The organism is Saccharothrix ecbatanensis (assembly GCF_014205015.1).
GTDB lineage: Bacteria > Actinomycetota > Actinomycetes > Mycobacteriales > Pseudonocardiaceae > Actinosynnema > Actinosynnema ecbatanense.
The window spans coordinates 5,351,977-5,369,877 of sequence record NZ_JACHMO010000001.1 but is presented as its reverse complement, the minus strand read 5'-3'; the positions used below and the strand labels follow the sequence as shown (position 1 = coordinate 5,369,877).

The following is a 17,901-nucleotide window of genomic DNA, read 5'->3' as shown; positions in this document are numbered from 1 at the left end:
GGTTGAGGTCGAGGCGGTGCCGGTCGTTGCTGACGACCAGGCCGACGCCGACCAGGACGATGCTGAGGCTGACGGCGAAGTAGAGGTCGAGGCAGACGTCGAGGCTGAGGCCGGCGAGCTGGAAGCGCCTGCTGCTGCCGAGCCTGCTGTGGGCGAGGCGGCTGCTGTGGCCGAGACGGCTGTGGCGGACGAGCCGGTGTACGTGCGGGCTCGCACGCCTGAGGTTCCTGAGGGCGCCGACATCTCCGCGCTCGACCCCGAGGTCAAGCAGGAGCTGCGCGGGCTGCCCAAGGGTCTGGCCGACATCGTCGGTCGGCACCTGGCCGCAGCGGGCATGCTGATCGACAGCGAGCCCGAGCTGGCGTTGGAGCACGCGCGGTACGCGCGGTCGAAGGCGGCGCGGGTCGCGGTGGTTCGTGAAGCCGCCGGGCTGACCGCCTACCACGCCGGTGAGTGGGCCGAGGCGTTGTCCGAGCTTCGGGCCGCACGTCGCATGTCGAGCAGCACCGGGCACGTCGCGGTGATGGCCGACTGCGAGCGGGCGCTGGGGCGTCCGGAGCGGGCGATCGAGCTGGCACGTGAGGCGCAGGTGGCGACGCTGGCCCCCGAAGAGGCGGTGGAGCTGCGGATCGTGGCGGCCGGCGCTCGTCGGGACATGGGTCAGCTGGACGCGGCCGTGGTGGCCCTCCAGGGCGACGACCTGGACGAGAAGCGGCGTGAGCCGTGGAGCGCCCGGCTGTTCTACGCCTACGCGGACAACCTCGAAGCCGCGGGCCGCACCGACGAGGCCGTCAAGTGGTTCCTCAACGCGGCCCAGGCGGACGACGACAACGAGACCGATGCCGCCGAGCGGGCGTTCGACCTGAGCCCGCAGGAGTGAGCTCGTAGAAGTGAACCGGCTGGAGTGAACCGGCTGGGGTGAGCGCCGAACGGCGTGAACCCCGAAGGCGCAACACAAGTCACACCTGAAGGCTCGGCGCCACCCGGCGCCGAGCCTTCAGACTGTCCGTAGGACACCGCGAACGGAGACGCCTGTGCTGCTGGCCCGCTACGACGCCCTGCTGCTGGACCTCGACGGCACGGTCTACCGGGGCCGGGAAGTCGTCCCGGGCGCGGTGGAGGCGGTCGCCGCCGCCCGTGAGCACGGCACCGGCATCCGGTTCGTCACGAACAACGCGTCCCGGTCGCCGGAAACCGTCGCCGAGCACCTGAACGAACTGGGCTTCCACGCCGCGCTGGACGAGGTGAGCACGAGTGCCCAGGCGGGCGCGGCGATGCTGCTCGACCTGGTGCCGGCCGGCAGCACCGTGCTCGTCCTCGGCACGGACGCGTTGGCAGAGCAGGTGCGGCTGCGCGGGTTCGAGCCCACCGACCGCGCCGACGGCGCCACGGCCGTGGTGCAGGGCCTGTCGCAGGACCTGGGTTGGCGTGAGCTGGCCGAGGCGTGCGTCGCGATCCGGAACGGCGCGCACTGGGTCGCCTGCAACGTGGACGCGACGCTGCCCACCGAACGCGGTCTGCTGCCCGGCAACGGCTCGCTGGTCGCCGCCCTGAAGACGGCCACCGGCGTGGAACCGCTGGTGGCGGGCAAGCCGGCGACGCCGTTGCTGGAGCAGGCGGCGAAGTCCGCGGGCGCGCAACGGCCGCTGGTCGTGGGCGACCGGCTGGACACCGACATCGCGGGCGCGGTGAACGCGGGCATGGACTCGTTGCTGGTGCTCACCGGCGTGTCCACGGAGGCGGAGGCGGAGAGCCTGCCGGAGGACCTGCGTCCTACCTACGTGGCTGCCGACCTCTCGGTGCTCTTTCGGCTACCTTGAATCCCGTGAGCTTCGAGGTTCCCCTTCCCGGCCCGCCGCGTGATCCCGTGGCCGGGATCGACGACGCCCTGGCCGGTCTCGACGGGCTGGATCAGCTCGACGTGGTCGAGCACGTGGCCCGGTTCGACGACGCGCACACGGCGTTGACCGCCGCGTTGTCCACCATCGACAAGGTCTGACCGGTGCCGCGCAGGGCTCGGCTGGACGCCGAACTGGTCCGCCGCGGGCTGGCCAGGTCACGGGAGCACGCGAGCCAACTCGTCGCCGAGGGCAAGGTGACCGTGCGGGGCACGGTGGCCACGAAACCCGCGACCGCCGTCGAACTGGACACCGCGTTGGTGGTCCGTGAGACCGACGACCCGAACTACGCCTCGCGGGGCGCGCACAAGCTGGTCGGCGCGCTGGAGGCGTTCGAGGCGGTGGACGTCAAGGGCAGGCGCTGCCTGGACGCGGGCGCGTCGACCGGTGGGTTCACCGACGTGCTGTTGCGCGCGAGGGCTCGGGAGGTCGTCGCGGCCGATGTCGGCCGGGGGCTGCTGGACTGGCGGTTGCGCACCGACGACCGGGTCGTGGTCAAGGACAAGACGAACGTCCGGTCGTTGACCCCGGAGGACATCGGCGGTCCGGTCGACCTCGTCGTGGCCGACCTGTCGTTCATCTCGTTGCGGCTGGTGCTGCCCGCGCTGACCGCGTGCCTCGACGGGGAGGGCGACCTGATCCCGATGGTGAAACCCCAGTTCGAGGTGGGCAAGGACCGGCTCGGTTCGGGCGGTGTGGTGCGGGATCCGGAGTTGCGCGCCGAGGCGGTGCTGGACGTGGTCGCGTCCGCGGCCGGGCTCGGCCTGCGGCTGCACGGCGCCACCGCCAGCCCTCTGCCCGGACCGTCGGGCAACGTCGAGTTCTTCGTCTGGCTGCGCCGGGGCGAACCCCTGGACGCCGCGGACGCCACCGCGCTCGTGCGCGCCGCCGTAGCGGAAGGGCCCCAGTGAACGCCCCCCCAGTGAACTCCGGCCCGGCGAACGCCGACGGGGCCAGTGCTCCGGCGACCAGGGAGATCCTGCTGGTCGTCCACACCGGACGGCGCAGCAACGTGCTGGTGGCCCAGGAGGTCGCGGCGCGGTTCGCGGCGGGCGGGGTGCGGCTGCGGGTGCTGGAGGACGAGGCGCCCGAGCTGGACCCGTCGTGCTTCACGCAGGTCGTGCTGGCCGATGAGAAGGCCGCCGAGGGCACCGAACTGGTGTTCGTGCTCGGTGGTGACGGCACGCTGCTGCGCGCGGCCGAGTTGGCGCGGGCGGCGGGTGTGCCGGTGCTCGGGGTGAACCTGGGCCGGGTCGGGTTCCTGGCCGAGGCGGACTCCGACGCGCTGTACGAGGCGATCACGCACGTCATCGACCGCGACTACGAGGTCGAGGAGCGGATGACGGTCGACATCACGGCGTCGGTGAACGGCGACGTGCTGGAGAGCACGTGGGCGCTCAACGAGGCCAGCGTGGAGAAGAGCACGCGGGAACGCATCCTGGACGTGGTGGTGGAGGTGGACGGGCGGCCGGTGTCGGCGTTCGGCTGCGACGGCGTGCTGGTGGCCACCCCGACCGGGTCGACGGCGTACGCGTTCTCCGCGGGCGGGCCGGTGGTGTGGCCGGACGTGCAGGCGCTGCTGGTGGTGCCGAGCAACGCGCACGCCCTCTTCGCACGCCCGTTGGTCGTGTCGCCGGGGTCCGTGGTGGCGTTGGAGGTCGACCCGGGGGGGCATCCGGCGGTGCTGTGCGCGGACGGTCGCCGCACGGTGAACCTGCCGCCCGGCGCGCGGGTCGAGGTGGTCGGCGGGCGGACCCCGTTGCGGCTGATCAGGCTGCGGCCGGGACCGTTCACGGACCGGCTGGTGGAGAAGTTCGGGCTGCCGGTGCAGGGGTGGCGCGGCCCGTCCGCCGGCTGACGATCGAGGTGAAGATCAAGTAAGGCGCACCGGCCCCCGAGCACACGCTTTGTCCGTGTCGCCCAGTAGTGTTCGGCACGTGCTGGCCGAGATGCGCATCCAGGGCCTCGGTGTGATCGACGAGGCCACCCTTGAGCTCGACGCCGGTTTCACCGTGGTGACGGGCGAGACCGGTGCGGGCAAGACGATGGTCGTGACCGGGCTCCACCTCTTGGGCGGTGGTCGGGCCGAGGCGTCCCGCGTGCGCAACGGCGCGGACAAAGCGGTGGTGGAGGGGCGGTTCCACGCGCCCGCGGGCAGCCCGGCGGCGAAGGTCGCCGAGGAGGTCGGCGGTGAGCCGGACGACGACGGCAGCGTGATCGCGATCCGCACCGTCGGCGCCGACGGCCGTTCCCGTGCCCACCTTGGCGGTCGTTCCGTGCCGGTCGGGGTGCTGGCCGAGCTGGCCGAGCAGCTGCTCGCCGTGCACGGGCAGAACGACCAGCTGCGGCTGCTGCGGCCCACCGAGCAGCGCGCCGTGCTGGACCGGTTCGCCGGTGACGACGTGGGCGAGCCGCTGCGCGCGTACCGGAAGATCCGCGACGAGTGGCTGCGGGTGGCGACGGAGCTGACCGAGCGCACCGCGCGGTCGCACGAGCTGGCCCGCGAGGCCGAGATGCTGCGGCACGGCCTGGCCGAGATCACCTCGGTCGACCCGAAGCCCGGTGAGGACGAGGAGCTGGTCGCCGAGGCGCGCCGGCTCGCCGACGCCGACCAGTTGCGGGAGTCCGCGACCGGCGCGCAGTACGCGGTGGCGGGCTCGCCGGACGGCGACCCGGACGTGCCCGGCGCGTTGGGGCTGATCGGGGAGGCCCGGCGGCGGCTGGCGGCCTCCGACGACCCCCAGCTGCGCGGGATGGAGTCGCGGCTGGTGGAGGCGGAGACGCTGCTGGCCGATGTGGGCACGGAGATCGTGTCGTACCTGGAGCACTTGGACGCCGACCCGGCGCGGCTGGAGCAGGTGCTCGCCCGTCAGGCCGAGCTGAAGTCGTTGACGCGCAAGTACGCGGCGGACGTGGACGGTGTGATCGCGTGGGCGCAGGACGCGTCGTCGCGGCTGTCCGGGCTCGACACGTCGGACGAGGCGTTGGCGGCGTTGGCCGCGCGGCGTGACGAGCTGGCCGTGGAGCTGGCCGGGTACGCGAAGCAGGTGACGACCGAGCGGGTCTCGGCGGCGGAGGAGTTGGGCCGCGCGGTGTCCGAGGAGTTGACCGGGCTGGCCATGCCGCACGCCACGGTCGAGGTCGCGGTGCGGCCACGGGTGGCGGAGCCGGGCGATCCGCAGGCTGTGGACGTGGACGGGCAGCGGTTGCACGCGGGCACGGGCGGTGTGGACGACGTGGAGCTGCGCTTGATCGCGCACCCCGGCGCGCCCGCCCTTCCGGTGCACAAGGGCGCGTCCGGTGGCGAGCTGTCCCGGGTGATGCTGGCGCTGGAGGTCGTGCTGTCGCACTCCGACCCGGTGCCGACGCTGGTGTTCGACGAGGTCGACGCGGGTGTCGGCGGTCGGGCGGCGGTGGAGGTCGGCCGTCGGCTGGCCCGGTTGGCGCGCAGCCACCAGGTCATCGTGGTGACGCACCTGCCGCAGGTGGCGGCGTTCGCGGACCGTCACCTGGTGGTCGACAAGACGGCGGACGGCGTGCTGACGCGCAGTGGTGTGCGGAGGTTGGACGAGTCGCAGCGGGTGGTCGAGCTGGCCCGGATGCTCGCGGGCATGGACTCCACCGACACCGGTCGTGCGCACGCGGAGGAGTTGTTGGCGGCGGCGAAGGCGGACAAGGAGAGCGTGCCGGTGGTACGCCGCAAGGCGCGGAAGAAGTGAGCCGGAGGCTTCTCGGGGTGCTGCTGCTCGTGGCGTCCGCCGCGACGGCCGTGGTCGGCACGTTCCTGCCGTTGTACTGGGAGGGCAGCGTTTTCGGCGCCCGCCAGGACGTGCGGATCGGGTTCACCACGACGTCGTGGCGCGTGACCACGGATTCGAAGCAGATGGACATCGACCTCATGCTGGGGTCGAGCCCTCAGTTCGGGGTGCCGATCGTGCTGGCGGCGGTGCTGCTGGTGGTCGCGGCGACGCTCGTGTTCCTGCCGGAGCACCAGCGGTTGGCGGCCCGGTACACGGCGGTAGGCGGCGCTGGTCTGCTCGTCGGGGCGGTGTCGGTGACGGCAATGGTGGTCATGGCCGCGGTGTCGCACGAGGACGAGTCCACGTTGAGCAGCTACACGGAGGAAGTCCGTGCGGGCACCTGGGTGTTGGTCGCGGCGGCGGTGGTCGCGGTGGTCGGCGCGGTGCTGATCCACAGCCGGCGCGCCGAGCCGCGTCCCGAGGGGGCGGTGGTGCACCGGGTGGACGGGGACGACGACATGGACACCCCGCCGTTCGGGATTCCGGTGGCGGAGCTGCCGGTGGTCGAGATCGCGCCGATCCCCGAGACGGTCGTGGTGGAGGAGAAGTGAGCCGGCGGCTGTTAGGCGCGGTCTTGCTGCTGGTGGCCGGTGTCGTGGCGGTGGTCGGCACGTTCCTGCCGTTGTACTGGGAGGGCAGCTACAACGGGGACGGCCGGCGGCAGGCCGTCATGTCGTCGTGGAAGCTCGAGTTCGCGTACACCACCCCGGAAGTGGACGGCGAACCCTGGCAGAGCCCCCAGTTCGGGGTGCCGATCGTGCTGGCGGCGGTGTTGTTGGCAGTCGCGGCGGCGTTGGTGCTCCTGCCGGAGTCGCAACGGCTGGCGGCCCGCTACCTCGGGGTGGCCGCGACGGGTCTGCTGATCGGTTCGGTGGCGGCGACGGGTTCGTTCGTGGCGTCGGCCGTCGGCTACGAGCACTTCGCCGGGGGACTGGGCGAGGGCACGTGGATGTTGGTCGCGGCGGCGGTGGTCGCGGTGGCCGGTGTGGTGCTGATTCACAGCCGCCGTGCCGAGCCGCGTCCCGAGGGGCCGGCGGTGTACCGGGTGGACGACGACGCGGACGAGGACGTGGACACCCCGCCGTTCGGCATACCGGTGGTCGAGATCGCCCAGATCCCCGAGAGCGGGCACGAGCGGACCACGGACGGGGAGGATCGCGCCAAGTGATGCCCTACGCGAGCGTTTTCCCGGTGTGGCACAAGGAGACAGCGACGTGAGCCGGCGGCTGTTAGGTGCGGTCTTGCTGCTGGTGGCCGGTGTCGCGGCGGTGTTGGGCACGTTCCTGCCGTTGTTCCGACAGGGCCATGCCGGGGACGGCGGGTTCATGGCCGTCGTGTCGTCGTGGCGGACGGCGTACTTGAACGTCCCGCAGGGACTCGATCTCGATGCCTTCCAGAGCCCTCGGTTCGGGGTGCCGATCGTGGTGGCGGGGGTGTTGTTGGTGGTCGCGGCGGCGTTGGTGTTCTTGCCGGAGTCGCAACGGCTGGCGGCCCGCTACCTCGGGGTGGGCGCGACGGGTGTGCTGGTCGGTTCGGTCGCGGCGACGGGTTCGTACGTGGCGTCCCTGCTCGGCAGGACGCGTCCGCCCGAGGACCCCGGGGCCTACGTCGAGGACGTGGGCGAGGGCACCTGGATGTTGGTCGCGGCGGCGGTGGGCGCGGTCGTCGGCGTGGTGCTGATCCACAGCCGGCGCGTGGTCCCCGTCGCCGGGACGGTGGTGTACCGGGTGGACGACGACGGCGACGAGGACATGGACACGCCGCCGTTCGGGATTCCGGTGTCAGAGATCCCGGTGGCGGAGATCCCGGTGGTCGAGGTGGCGCAGATCCCCGAGACTGGGTACGAGCGGCCCGCCGAGGGGCCGGACCACCCGAGGTAGCACCGCGAGTCGACGCGACGGCGGTGCGCCGATCCACGTCACTCTACCGGGTTAATCAGTCCACTGTGGAATGGTGACGGCACTGACCAGCCCGGATTCGTTCGGCGTGTTGGCAGCCGAACCGCGCGCGATGTGAGTCACCATCGGTTCATGAAGCTCTCCGGGTTGCTCGGCCGCACGAACCGCGAACTGCCAGGGGTCGTCGGCGTGGCGCGGGTCGATCGTCGTTCGGGCGACTTGCTGCGCCGGCTGAGTCCCGGTGACGTCGCGGTCCTCGACCACGTCGACATCGACCGCCGCACGGCCGAGGCCCTCGTGCACGCCGGGGTGGTGGGCGTGGTCAACGCGTCGTCGTCCATCTCCGGCCGGTTCCCGAACCTGGGCCCGGAGCTGCTGGTCGAGGCCGGCATCCCGCTGGTCGACGGCGTCGGCACGTCGGTGCTGCGCGACCTGAAGGACGGCACGAAGCTGCGCCTGCACGAGGGCGCCATCTTCGTCGGCGACAAGGAGGTCGCGCGCGGCGCCGAGCAGACCGCCGAGTCGATCGCCGACGCGATGATCGAGGCCAAGGCGGGCATGGCCGCGCAGCTGGAGGCGTTCTCCGCGAACACCATCGAGTTCCTGCGCCGGGAACGCGCGCTGATCCTCGACGGCGTGGGCGTGCCCGAGCTGTTCGTGCCGATCCGCGACCGGCAGGTGCTGGTCGTCGCGGGCGGCCCCACGCACGCCGAGGAGCTGCGCAAACTCCGCAAGTACATCCGGGAGTACCGGCCGGTGCTGATCGGCGTCGACGCGGGCGCGGACACCCTGCACGCCGCCGGGTTCAAGCCGGACGTCATCGTCGGCGACCCGGACGCCATCAGCACCGAGACGCTGAGGTCGGGCTCCGAGGTCGTGGTGCCGGCGCAGGTCGACGGCCACGCGCCGGGCCTGGAACGCATCCAGGACCTGGGGATCGGCGCGGTGACGTTCCCCGCGACGGGCAACGCCGAGGACCTGGCCCTGCTGCTGGCCGACGCCCACGGCGCGTCGCTGGTGGTGACCGTCGGCCTCCAGGCGGGCCTGCGCGAGTTCCTGGACCGGGGGCACTCCGGGTCCAACCCGTCGACGTTCCTCACCCGGCTGAAGCTGGGCAACAAGCTCGTGGACGGGCACGCCGTCGCCGCGCTGCACCGCAGCCGCGTGTCGCTCGGTGTGATCGCCTTGCTGGTGCTGTCCGCGGTCGTGGTGATGGTCGCCGCGCTGGCGGTGTCCGGGGTCGGCCAGGTCTACGTGGACATGGCGGCCGACGCGTTCCGATCCGTCGTCGACTGGTTCAGGGGGTTGTTCGCGTGATCTCGCTGCGCTACCACATCGTCTCGATCACCGCGGTGTTCCTGGCGCTCGCCGTCGGGGTGGTGCTCGGCTCCACCGCCATCAGCGGCCGGCTGCTGTCCGGGCTCAACGACGACAAGAGCGCGTTGGGCCAAGAGGTCTCCACGTTGCAGGCCGAGCGCAACGCGTTGGACGCCCGGGTCGCCGACTCGGACCGGTTCGCCACCTCCGTCGGCCCGCTCGCCGTGAAGGGGCAGCTGGCGGAGCGCACCATCGTGGTCGTCACCACCGCCGACGCCAAGCCGAACGACCGGGACGCGCTGACCGAGCTGCTGCGGGCGTCGGGCGCGACGGTCACCGGCGAGGTGCAGCTGACGGAGTCGTTCGCCGACCCGGACAAGGCCGACCAGCTGCTGAACCTGGTCGCCCGGCTCCAGCCCGCGGGCACGCAGCTGCCCACCGGCGCGGACCCCGGGACTCGGGCGGGAGCGTTGCTCGGCACGCTGCTGCTGATCGGCAAGGACGACAACCAGCCGCAGGCCACGCCGGACGAGACGGCGGCGGCGTTGGGTGGGCTGGCGAGCGCCGGTTTCGTCAAGCCGGGCGAGAACGTGCGGCCGGCGCAGCTCGCGGTGGTGTTGACGGGTGGCGCGGTGCGGGGTGACTCGGCGGCGGACCGGGCGGCGACGGTGGCGCGGTTCGCGAGCCAGCTCGACCGGTCCGGTGCGGGGACGGTGTTGGCGGGCGGTTCGGGTTCGGCTGATGGGACCGGCGCGGTCGGCGTGGCACGGGCTGACACGGCGGCCACGTCGGTGCTGTCCACCGTGGACAACGTGGACACGGCGGCTGGGCGGGTGGTGACCGTGCTGGCGTTGCGGGAGCAGCTGGAGGGCCGGTCCGGGCGGTACGGGGTGGCGGGCAACGCGGAGGGCACCGCTCCGGGGGCGGTGGGCTGACCCCCTGGCCGGGGTGGCGGCGCGGCGCCGGGGTTGGCAGACCTGCCTGGGGTGGCGGCGCGGCGGTGGGGTTGGCAGACCCGTCTGCCTCCGGGTGGCGGGCAGCGCTCCGGGTGCCGCGCCGAGGGCTGCGGGCCCACTGGGCCGACCGTTGGCCGATCCCTGGCCGGCACCGGCGTTCCGGGCACGTTCCAGGGCGTTCCGGGATGTTCCCGGGTGTTTCCGCGTGGTTCACCGGCCCCCGGCGCCCGGTCCGGACGGCCGTAGGCCATCCGAGTGACACGCCACCGGGCCTGCCGGCGCGCTGGGTGACCGGCGGCGTGTTAGCGTTAGGGCCCGTGGACAGGGCGCTGAGCTGTGCGGAACCACCGCAGCCGGTCCCCTTGCGGACATCCAGACCACGGGGAGCCTCTTTGGTGCAGCAGGCACGTACGACCAAGCACGTTTTCGTCACCGGGGGTGTGGCGTCGTCCCTCGGCAAGGGGTTGACCGCGTCGAGCCTCGGACAGCTGCTCACCGCACGTGGACTCCGCGTGACCATGCAGAAGCTGGACCCGTACCTCAACGTGGACCCGGGCACGATGAACCCGTTCCAGCACGGCGAGGTGTTCGTCACCGACGACGGCGCGGAGACCGACCTCGACATCGGCCACTACGAGCGGTTCCTCGCGCGTGATCTGTCCGGTGACGCGAACGTCACCACCGGGCAGGTGTACTCCGAGGTCATCGCGAAGGAGCGGCGCGGCGAGTACCTGGGCGACACGGTCCAGGTGATCCCGCACATCACCGACGAGATCAAGCGGCGCATCCGCGCCATGGCCGAGCCGGGCTCCGACGGCGTCACCCCGCACGTGGTGATCACCGAGGTCGGCGGCACGGTCGGCGACATCGAGTCGCTGCCGTTTCTGGAGGCGTGCCGACAGGTGCGCCACGACGTCGGCCGCGACAACGTCTTCTTCCTGCACGTCTCGCTGGTGCCGTACCTGGCGCCGTCGGGCGAGCTGAAGACCAAGCCGACGCAGCACTCGGTCGCGGCGTTGCGCAACATCGGCATCCAGCCCGACGCGATCGTGTGCCGGGCGGACCGGGAGATCCCGGACGCGTTGAAGCGCAAGATCGGCCTCATGTGCGACGTGGACCTCGACGCGGTGGTGGCGGCGGTGGACGCGCGGTCCATCTACGACATCCCCAAGGTGCTGCACGGCGAAGGTCTGGACGCGTACGTGGTGCGGCGGCTCGGGCTGCCGTTCCGCGACGTCGACTGGACCGTGTGGGGCGACCTGCTGGAGCGGGTGCACAACCCGTCCGAGAAGGTCCGCATCGCGCTGGTCGGCAAGTACGTCGACCTGCCGGACGCCTACCTGTCGGTGACCGAGGCGCTGCGCGCGGGCGGGTTCGCGCACCGCACCAAGGTCGAGATCGTGTGGGTGCCGTCGGACGAGTGCCAGACGCCTTCCGGCGCGGCGCACGCGTTGGGCGGGCTCGACGCGATCCTCATCCCCGGTGGTTTCGGGGTGCGCGGCATCGAGGGCAAGATCGGCGCGATCACGTACGCGCGGACCCGTGGCATCCCGTTGTTGGGGCTGTGCCTGGGGTTGCAGTGCATGGTGATCGAGGCGGCGCGGAACCTGGCCGGGATCGCGGACGCGAACTCGTCCGAGTTCGAGGACACCGGCACGCCGGTCATCAGCACCATGGCCGACCAGGAGGACGTCGTCTCCGGGCAGCGGGACATGGGCGGCACCATGCGGCTCGGCGCCTACCCGGCGTCGCTGGCGGCGGGGTCGCAGGTGGCCGCGGCCTACGGGTCGGTCGAGGTGTCCGAGCGGCACCGGCACCGGTACGAGGTGAACAACGCGTACCGCTCGCAGCTGGGCTCGGCGGGGATGGTGTTCTCCGGCACGTCGCCGGACGGGCGGCTGGTGGAGTTCGTGGAGCTGCCGGCCGACGTGCACCCGTTCTTCGTGGGCACGCAGGCGCACCCGGAGCTGAAGTCGCGTCCGACCCGTCCGCACCCGCTGTTCGCGGCGTTCGTGAAGGCGGCGTTGGACTACCGGCTGGCCGACCGGCTGCCGTTGTCCGAACCGGCTGGGGCGGCGCAGTGACTTCTCCCAGGCATGCGTTCTCGACGGTGTCGTCGCAGGACGTGCACGTGGGGCGGGTGGTCGCGTTGCGTGTTGACGAGGTCGCCATGCCCGGTGGTGGGACGGCGTCGCGCGAGGTGGTGGAACACCTCGGTGCGGTGGCGGTGGTGGCGTTGGACGAGACCGGCGCGGTGACGTTGATCCACCAGTACCGGCACCCCTTGGGGCGTCGGCTGTGGGAGCTGCCCGCCGGGTTGCTGGACGGGGGTGACGAGACGCCGCTGGCCGCCGCGCGCCGTGAGTTGGCCGAGGAGGTAGGGCTGGCGGCGTCGGAGTGGGTGACGTTGGTGGACGTCGCCGTGTCGCCGGGGTTCACCGACGAGGTGGTGCGGGTGTTCCTGGCCCGTGGGCTGACCGTGGTGGACCGCGAGGTGCAGGGTGAGGAAGAGGCCGACTTGGAGGCGCACAGCTTCCCGTTGGCCGAGGCGGTGGACATGGTCCTGGCCGGGGAGATCGTGAACGGCCCCGCCGTGTCCGGCCTGCTCGCCGCACACACCGTGGTCACCGGCGGCGCCTCCGGCCGCCCGTCCGACGCCCCCTTCCCCGACCGCCCCACCCGCTTCGCCTCCCGCTAGCCCACTCCTTTCACCGCGCGAGTCGAACCTCCGGACCCCGCGTGTCGAACCTCCAGACCCCGTGAGTCCTACGTTCGCGTCCCGTGAGTCCTACGTTCGGAACACCTGAATTCAACGCTCAGAACAGTGGTCGGCCGGTCCGAGCTGTTCTGAGCGTTGAATTCGGGGGTCCTGAACGTAGGACTCACGCGTTCTGAACGTAGGACTCACGGGGTCTGAGTGTTCGACACGCGGGCGCTGGAGGTTCGACACGCGGGAGGATGGGGGTGTGAGTGTGAGGTTGAGTGGGGTGCGGGGGCCGCTGGCGGTGGTGGGAGCGGCCGTTGGCGGGTGTGCGGTGTTGATGTTCGTGGACCCCAACGAGCAGGGGGCGTTGCTGCCGCCCTGTCCGCTGTTCGCGTTGACGGGGATCCAGTGCCCGGCCTGCGGTTCCACGCGGATGGTGCACGCGTTGCTGCACGGTGATCCGGTCGCGGCCTGGCAGTTCAACGCCGTGATGCTGGTCGCCGGGCTGCCGTTGCTGGCGTGGCTGTGGGTGCGGTGGTTCCGGGCGGCCAGGGCCGGACGGCCCGCGCCGCCGGTGTCGCGGAAGGTCGGCGTGCCGGTGGTGGCACTGGCCGTCACGTGGATGCTCGTGCGGAACCTAGTCGCGTAGCTTGCGGCCTTCGCCGTCCGTGCCGCCGTTGACCAGCAGGATGATCCCGTCGACCAGCGACCAGATGCCGCAGCCGCCGCACGTCAGCAGCTGCGCGATGCCGATCGCGGTGTCGCCGATGTAGAACCGGCCGATGCCGAACGGCAGCACCAGTTGCAGCACGCCCGCCGCGACGCGCGACTTGTCCGACAGCGGCTCGCCGGTGAACGGGTCCACGCCGAACGGGGCGTCCGGGGAGAAGCCCGGGTAGCCGTAGCCGGGCTGGTAGCCGTACGGCGACCCGTGGATCTGGTTCATGTCCGCGTAACCGGGGGGCGGGTAGCCGGGCGCGGCGTAGCCCGGCGTCGGGTAGCCGGGTGTCGGGTAGCCGGGTGTGGCGTAGCCGGGGTGCGAGCCGGACGGCGGGTTGGTCGGCGGGTACGTGGGCGGCAGGAACACCGGGTGCGGCTGCGGCAGGTCCTGGAACAGGGCGGCCAGCTCCTGCGCCGTCTGGGCCGCCGACGCGTAACCGACGCGCTGCTCGTACTCGCCGATCTCCAGCCGGCCGGCCGCGAAGTGGTCGTTCAGCGCGCTGATCGCCTCTTCACGCTGCTGGTCGCCGATGCGCACCTGGTGTGGTTCCGACACGGTCAAAACGCTAACAGCCGTCAGGCCCGATCGAGCCGGAACCCGCTTGTCGACCTACGCTTCGGTGGTGCCGGCCCGAACGATCCGAGACGTGAAGCCCGAGGTCCGGGTGGTGATCGGCGCGGGCACGGCGCCGCCCGGCTCGACTCGGGCGCTCGGGAAGTTCACACTGCCGTGCGTGACAGCGTTGGCGGACAAGGGTTTCGGATCGGCGATCAGCGTGCCGGACCAGCGGTGAACGGCGGCGAGGCGGCGGAATTGTCGGACCCCGAAGGTAAGGTGAAAGCAGGGGACCCCCTGGCGGGGACCCCTGCGGGGCGTGCGATGAGGGCCTACCTGGACCACCTGGCGGTGGAGCGGGGCACGGCGCGCAACACGCTCGACTCCTACGGCCGTGACCTTCGACGGTATGCCGCGCACCTGGCCGGCAAGAACGTCGCGGACCTGACCGACGTCACCGAGCCGCTGGTGGGCGACTTCCTGGCGACGCTGCGCGAATCCGGACTGGCCGCCTCGTCCGCCGCACGCACCCTGGTCGCCGTGCGCGGCCTGCACCGCTTCGCCCACCGCGAAGGCCTCACGCCGCACGACCCGGCCCGCGCCGTCCGCCCGCCGACCCCTCCACGCCGACTGCCCAAGGCACTGCCCGTGGACGACGTGCTGAAGCTCCTCGACGGCCCCGGCGACACCCCCGCGCAGCTCCGCGACCGCGCCCTGCTGGAACTGCTGTACTCCAGCGGCGCCCGGATCTCCGAGGTCGTCGGGCTGGACGTGGACGACGTCGACGCCACCGAACGCACAGTGCTGCTCGACGGCAAGGGCGGCAAGCAGCGGGTCGTGCCCGTCGGCCGCCCCGCCCTCCAGGCCCTGGACGCCTACCTGGTGCGCGCCCGCCCGACCCTGGCCAAACGCGGCACGCCCGCGCTGTTCCTCAACGCGCGAGGCGGCCGGCTGTCCCGGCAGACGGCGTGGCACGTGCTCAAGACCGCCGCCGAACGCGCGGGCATCGAGGCCCAGGTCTCCCCGCACACGCTGCGCCACTCGTTCGCCACCCACCTGATGGAAGGCGGCGCCGACGTGCGGGTCGTGCAGGAGCTGCTGGGCCACGCCTCCGTCACCACGACGCAGGTGTACACGCTGGTCACGGTCAACACCTTGCGCGAGGTCTACGCGACCGCCCATCCTCGCGCATCGGGTGGAATATGAGTGCTCCACAGGTACCGTGTGCGCACCTGACCGGGTACGCCACCCACGAGCACAGAGTCCGACGAAGCACAGAGTCCGACGAGCTGGAGGTGCCGACCAGGTGCCGAACTTGGACGAGCCCGAGCGCCGGGCGATCGAGCTGGGCGCGGTGCTGCACGCGTTGAGCGATCCCACCCGGCTGGCGGTGGTGCGCCAGATCGAGGCCGACGGCGAGCGCCTGTGCGGCGCGCTGATGGTGGACGTCGCCAAGTCCACGCTGTCGCAGCACCTGCGCGTGCTGCGGGAGGCGGGCATCACCCGGACCAGGGCGCGGGGCAACCAGCGGTGGGTGTCGCTGCGCCGCGACGACTTGGACGACCTGTTCCCCGGACTGCTCGACGTGGTGCTCCGCGCGGCCGACCGGATGGGTGGCCGACCGGCCGAACGGGCCACCGCCGGCGCGGGCGGACAAGGCACAACGCGCTGAGAACGGTTGCGCGCGCTTCGGCGAGGCGCGTTGCCGGTGGACCCCGGTGTGCCTAGGCTGCGCCCAGGCAGAGGACTAGGAATCGGGAAGGCGATGTCGACACCGGAGCACGCGGGCCAGACGTGGGGCGCACCACCCCCACCGCCCCGTTCACCGTCCGGTGTGCCGCGCGCCTCGGTCGAGCTGAGCCTCGCCCCGCACGCCGCACCCGCGGACGAGGACCACACCGAGCAGGTAGCGGGCGACATGGGGCCGACCGGCCGCCCGCTGCGCAAGATCGCCGATCCGCCGCTCGTCGCCCGTCACGGGCCGGCGAAGATCCTCGCGGTGTGCAACCAGAAGGGCGGGGTCGGCAAGACCACGTCCACGATCAACCTCGGCGCGGCGCTCACCGAGTACGGCCGGCGGGTGCTGCTGGTCGACTTCGACCCGCAGGGCGCGCTGTCCGTGGGCCTCGGCGTGCACCCGCACCAGCTCGACCAGACGATCTACAACGTGATCATGGAGCGCAACGTCGCCGTCGACGACGTGATCATGCGGACGCCGGTCGAGGGCATGGACCTGCTGCCCAGCAACATCGACCTGTCCGCCGCGGAGATCCAGCTGGTGTCCGAGGTGGGCCGCGAGCACACGCTGGTGCGCACGCTGCGGCCCGTCATCGAGCACTACGACTACGTGCTGGTGGACTGCCAGCCGTCGCTCGGCCTCCTCACGGTCAACGCCCTCGCGGCGGCGGACGGCGTCCTCATCCCGCTGGAGTGCGAGTTCTTCAGCCTGCGCGGGGTCGCCCTGTTGATAGACACCATCGAGAAGGTCAGGGAGCGGTTGAACCCGAAGCTGGAGATCACCGGAATCCTCGCCACCATGTACGACCCGCGCACCCTGCACTCCCGCGAGGTGATGGCGCGCGTGGTCGAGGCGTTCGGCGACGTCGTGTTCGACACGGTGATCAACCGCACGGTCCGGTTCCCGGAGACGACCGTCGCCGGCGAGCCGATCACCAGCTGGGCGCCGCGCTCGGCCGGCGCGAAGGCCTACCGCGCGTTGGCGCGCGAGGTGATCGCCCGGTGACCCGACGCCCATCACTGCCGGGCGCGTCCGAGCTGTTCCGCCTCACGACCGCTTCCGCTCCCGCGCCTCCCGCGCCTCCCTCGCCTGCCGAGGTGCCGGAGCAGGAGCAGTCGGCGCAGCGGCGCGGCACGGGTCGGCAGAAGCACTCCACGAAGATCACCGTGTACGTGTCCGACGAGGAGCTGCTGGCGCTGGAGCACGCGCGGTTGGCGTTGCGCGGTGAGCACGGCTTGGCGGTGGACCGGGGGCGCGTGGTGCGTGAGGCCATCGCGATCGTGCTGGACGACCTCGAAGGACACGGCGAGGACTCGCTGCTGGTGCGTAGGTTGCGCGAGCGGTGAGCGGTGACGCACCCGGAGCGGAACCCGAGGTGCCGGTCGGAGCGGACGTGCCGGTCGAGCCCGTGGAACCGGAGCCCGTGGCGGTCGGCGACGGCCGGTTCAAGGTCAAGCTGACCAACTTCGAGGGCCCGTTCGACCTGCTGCTCCAGCTGATCTCGCAGCACACGTTGGATGTGACCGAGGTGGCGTTGCACACGGTCACGGACGACTTCATCGCGTACATCCGGGCGTTGGGCGACCAGTGGGACCTGGACGAGACGACCGAGTTCCTGGTCATCGCGGCGACCCTGCTCGACCTCAAGGCGGCCCGGCTGCTGCCGCAGGGTGACGTGGAGGACGAGGACGACCTGGCGTTGCTGGAGGCGCGGGACCTGCTGTTCGCGCGGCTGCTCCAGTACCGGGCGTACAAGCAGGTCGCGGCGCTGTTCGCGGAGCTGGAGCGGGGTGCTTACCGGCGTTACCCCAGGTCGGTGGCGTTGGAGCAGCGGTACGAGGGGCTGCTGCCCGAGGTGATGCTTGGGGTGGACGCCCAGCGGTTCGCGGAGATCGCGGCGGTCGTGTTCCGGCCCAAGCCGCCGCCGACGGTGTCGACGTCGCACATCCACCAGCACCGGGTGTCGGTGCGGGAGCACGCCGAGATGCTGCGGGTGCTGCTGTCGGAGGCGGGGACGGCGACGTTCGCCGAGCTGATCGCCGGGTGCACGGAGACGATGGAGGTCGTGGCGCGGTTCCTGGCGCTGCTGGAGCTGTACCGGGAGCGGGCGCTGGCGTTCGAACAGCCGGACCCGCTCGGCGAGCTGCGCATCACGTGGGTCGGCGGGACCATCGAGGAGGCGCAGGCGGAGGCCCGCGACGAGGACGAGGAGTACGGGTGAGCGACCACCGAGCAACCGGGCCCGAGCCCGCCGCCGACGAGCCGACCGGCCAGGTTCAGGCGGTGGGGCAGGGGCACGCCGAGCCGGTGGGGC

21 protein-coding genes are annotated in these 17,901 nt (G+C 72.0%); 20 read left to right on the top strand and 1 reads right to left on the bottom strand.

Features of this window, described 5'->3' with window-relative positions; translation table 11 throughout:
• The first annotated feature begins 16 nt into the window (after positions 1 to 16).
• From F4560_RS22480 to F4560_RS22415, 14 genes are all read left to right on the top strand, one after another.
• Positions 17 to 880, top strand: coding sequence for a tetratricopeptide repeat protein (locus tag F4560_RS22480; protein ID WP_246477870.1), 864 nt, complete (start codon positions 17 to 19; stop codon positions 878 to 880).
• Between the two features lie 154 nt (positions 881 to 1,034).
• Positions 1,035 to 1,820, top strand: coding sequence for an HAD-IIA family hydrolase (locus tag F4560_RS22475; protein WP_184922907.1), 786 nt, complete (start codon positions 1,035 to 1,037; stop codon positions 1,818 to 1,820).
• A gap of 5 nt (positions 1,821 to 1,825) precedes the next feature.
• Entirely contained in the window at positions 1,826 to 1,999 is a 174-nt protein-coding gene (locus F4560_RS22470; RefSeq protein WP_179118254.1) for a hypothetical protein, read from the top strand.
• A gap of 3 nt (positions 2,000 to 2,002) precedes the next feature.
• Complete coding sequence (locus tag F4560_RS22465) at positions 2,003 to 2,809, top strand: TlyA family RNA methyltransferase (RefSeq protein WP_184922905.1); 807 nt, start codon at positions 2,003 to 2,005, stop codon at positions 2,807 to 2,809.
• A 65-nt stretch (positions 2,810 to 2,874) separates the two neighbouring features.
• Complete coding sequence (locus F4560_RS22460) at positions 2,875 to 3,756, top strand: NAD kinase (RefSeq protein ID WP_184929314.1); 882 nt, start codon at positions 2,875 to 2,877, stop codon at positions 3,754 to 3,756.
• A 79-nt stretch (positions 3,757 to 3,835) separates the two neighbouring features.
• On the top strand, positions 3,836 to 5,617 hold the full coding sequence (recN, locus tag F4560_RS22455) for a DNA repair protein RecN (RefSeq protein WP_184929313.1): 1,782 nt from the start codon (positions 3,836 to 3,838) through the stop codon (positions 5,615 to 5,617).
• Complete coding sequence (locus F4560_RS22450) at positions 5,614 to 6,249, top strand: hypothetical protein (RefSeq protein ID WP_184922903.1); 636 nt, start codon at positions 5,614 to 5,616, stop codon at positions 6,247 to 6,249. Before recN ends, F4560_RS22450 begins: the two co-directional genes overlap by 4 nt.
• Complete coding sequence (locus F4560_RS22445) at positions 6,246 to 6,866, top strand: hypothetical protein (protein WP_184922901.1); 621 nt, start codon at positions 6,246 to 6,248, stop codon at positions 6,864 to 6,866. Before F4560_RS22450 ends, F4560_RS22445 begins: the two co-directional genes overlap by 4 nt.
• A 46-nt stretch (positions 6,867 to 6,912) precedes the next feature.
• Positions 6,913 to 7,578, top strand: a complete 666-nt coding sequence (locus F4560_RS22440; RefSeq protein WP_184922899.1) for a hypothetical protein — start codon at positions 6,913 to 6,915, stop codon at positions 7,576 to 7,578.
• 150 nt (positions 7,579 to 7,728) lie between these two features.
• Positions 7,729 to 8,913 (top strand): putative cytokinetic ring protein SteA, encoded by a 1,185-nt coding sequence (steA, locus tag F4560_RS22435; RefSeq protein WP_184922897.1) that lies wholly within the window; start codon positions 7,729 to 7,731, stop codon positions 8,911 to 8,913.
• Positions 8,910 to 9,848: a copper transporter gene (locus F4560_RS22430; RefSeq protein WP_184922895.1), complete on the top strand. Its 939-nt coding sequence runs from the start codon at positions 8,910 to 8,912 to the stop codon at positions 9,846 to 9,848. Before steA ends, F4560_RS22430 begins: the two co-directional genes overlap by 4 nt.
• Before the next feature lie 416 nt (positions 9,849 to 10,264).
• Complete coding sequence (gene pyrG / locus F4560_RS22425; RefSeq protein ID WP_376775331.1) at positions 10,265 to 11,953, top strand: CTP synthase; 1,689 nt, start codon at positions 10,265 to 10,267, stop codon at positions 11,951 to 11,953.
• Positions 11,950 to 12,567 carry an NUDIX domain-containing protein gene (locus F4560_RS22420; RefSeq protein ID WP_312869420.1) on the top strand — a complete coding sequence of 206 codons (618 nt, stop codon included), beginning with the start codon at positions 11,950 to 11,952 and terminating at the stop codon, positions 12,565 to 12,567. Before pyrG ends, F4560_RS22420 begins: the two co-directional genes overlap by 4 nt.
• A 268-nt stretch (positions 12,568 to 12,835) precedes the next feature.
• The gene (locus tag F4560_RS22415; RefSeq protein ID WP_312869419.1) at positions 12,836 to 13,222 is read left to right on the top strand and encodes a DUF2752 domain-containing protein; all 387 of its coding nucleotides are present in this window, start codon (positions 12,836 to 12,838) and stop codon (positions 13,220 to 13,222) included.
• Here the strand turns inward: F4560_RS22415 and F4560_RS22410 are convergent.
• Positions 13,211 to 13,849, bottom strand: a complete 639-nt coding sequence (locus F4560_RS22410) for a DUF1707 domain-containing protein (protein ID WP_184922891.1) — start codon at positions 13,847 to 13,849, stop codon at positions 13,211 to 13,213. The genes F4560_RS22415 and F4560_RS22410 overlap by 12 nt on opposite strands.
• Before the next feature lie 91 nt (positions 13,850 to 13,940).
• Here F4560_RS22410 and F4560_RS22405 point away from each other — a divergent pair, with 91 nt between their 5' ends.
• The 6 genes from F4560_RS22405 to F4560_RS22380 all read left to right on the top strand — a co-directional run bounded on the left by F4560_RS22405 (position 13,941) and on the right by F4560_RS22380 (position 17,808).
• A complete protein-coding gene (locus tag F4560_RS22405) occupies positions 13,941 to 14,087 on the top strand; it encodes a hypothetical protein (RefSeq protein ID WP_184922889.1) in 147 nt (48 codons plus the stop codon).
• Between the two features lie 86 nt (positions 14,088 to 14,173).
• Positions 14,174 to 15,055 carry a site-specific tyrosine recombinase XerD gene (xerD, locus tag F4560_RS22400; protein ID WP_184922887.1) on the top strand — a complete coding sequence of 294 codons (882 nt, stop codon included), beginning with the start codon at positions 14,174 to 14,176 and terminating at the stop codon, positions 15,053 to 15,055.
• Positions 15,056 to 15,155: 100 nt separating this feature from the next.
• A complete protein-coding gene (locus F4560_RS22395) occupies positions 15,156 to 15,521 on the top strand; it encodes an ArsR/SmtB family transcription factor (RefSeq protein WP_184922885.1) in 366 nt (121 codons plus the stop codon).
• A 246-nt stretch (positions 15,522 to 15,767) separates the two neighbouring features.
• Positions 15,768 to 16,592 carry a ParA family protein gene (locus F4560_RS22390; protein ID WP_246478671.1) on the top strand — a complete coding sequence of 275 codons (825 nt, stop codon included), beginning with the start codon at positions 15,768 to 15,770 and terminating at the stop codon, positions 16,590 to 16,592.
• Positions 16,589 to 16,933, top strand: a complete 345-nt coding sequence (locus F4560_RS22385) for a hypothetical protein (protein WP_184922880.1) — start codon at positions 16,589 to 16,591, stop codon at positions 16,931 to 16,933. The genes F4560_RS22390 and F4560_RS22385 overlap by 4 nt, the downstream gene beginning before the upstream one ends.
• 47 nt (positions 16,934 to 16,980) lie before the next feature.
• Positions 16,981 to 17,808 carry a segregation and condensation protein A gene (locus tag F4560_RS22380; protein WP_184929310.1) on the top strand — a complete coding sequence of 276 codons (828 nt, stop codon included), beginning with the start codon at positions 16,981 to 16,983 and terminating at the stop codon, positions 17,806 to 17,808.
• Positions 17,809 to 17,901 lie beyond the last annotated feature (93 nt).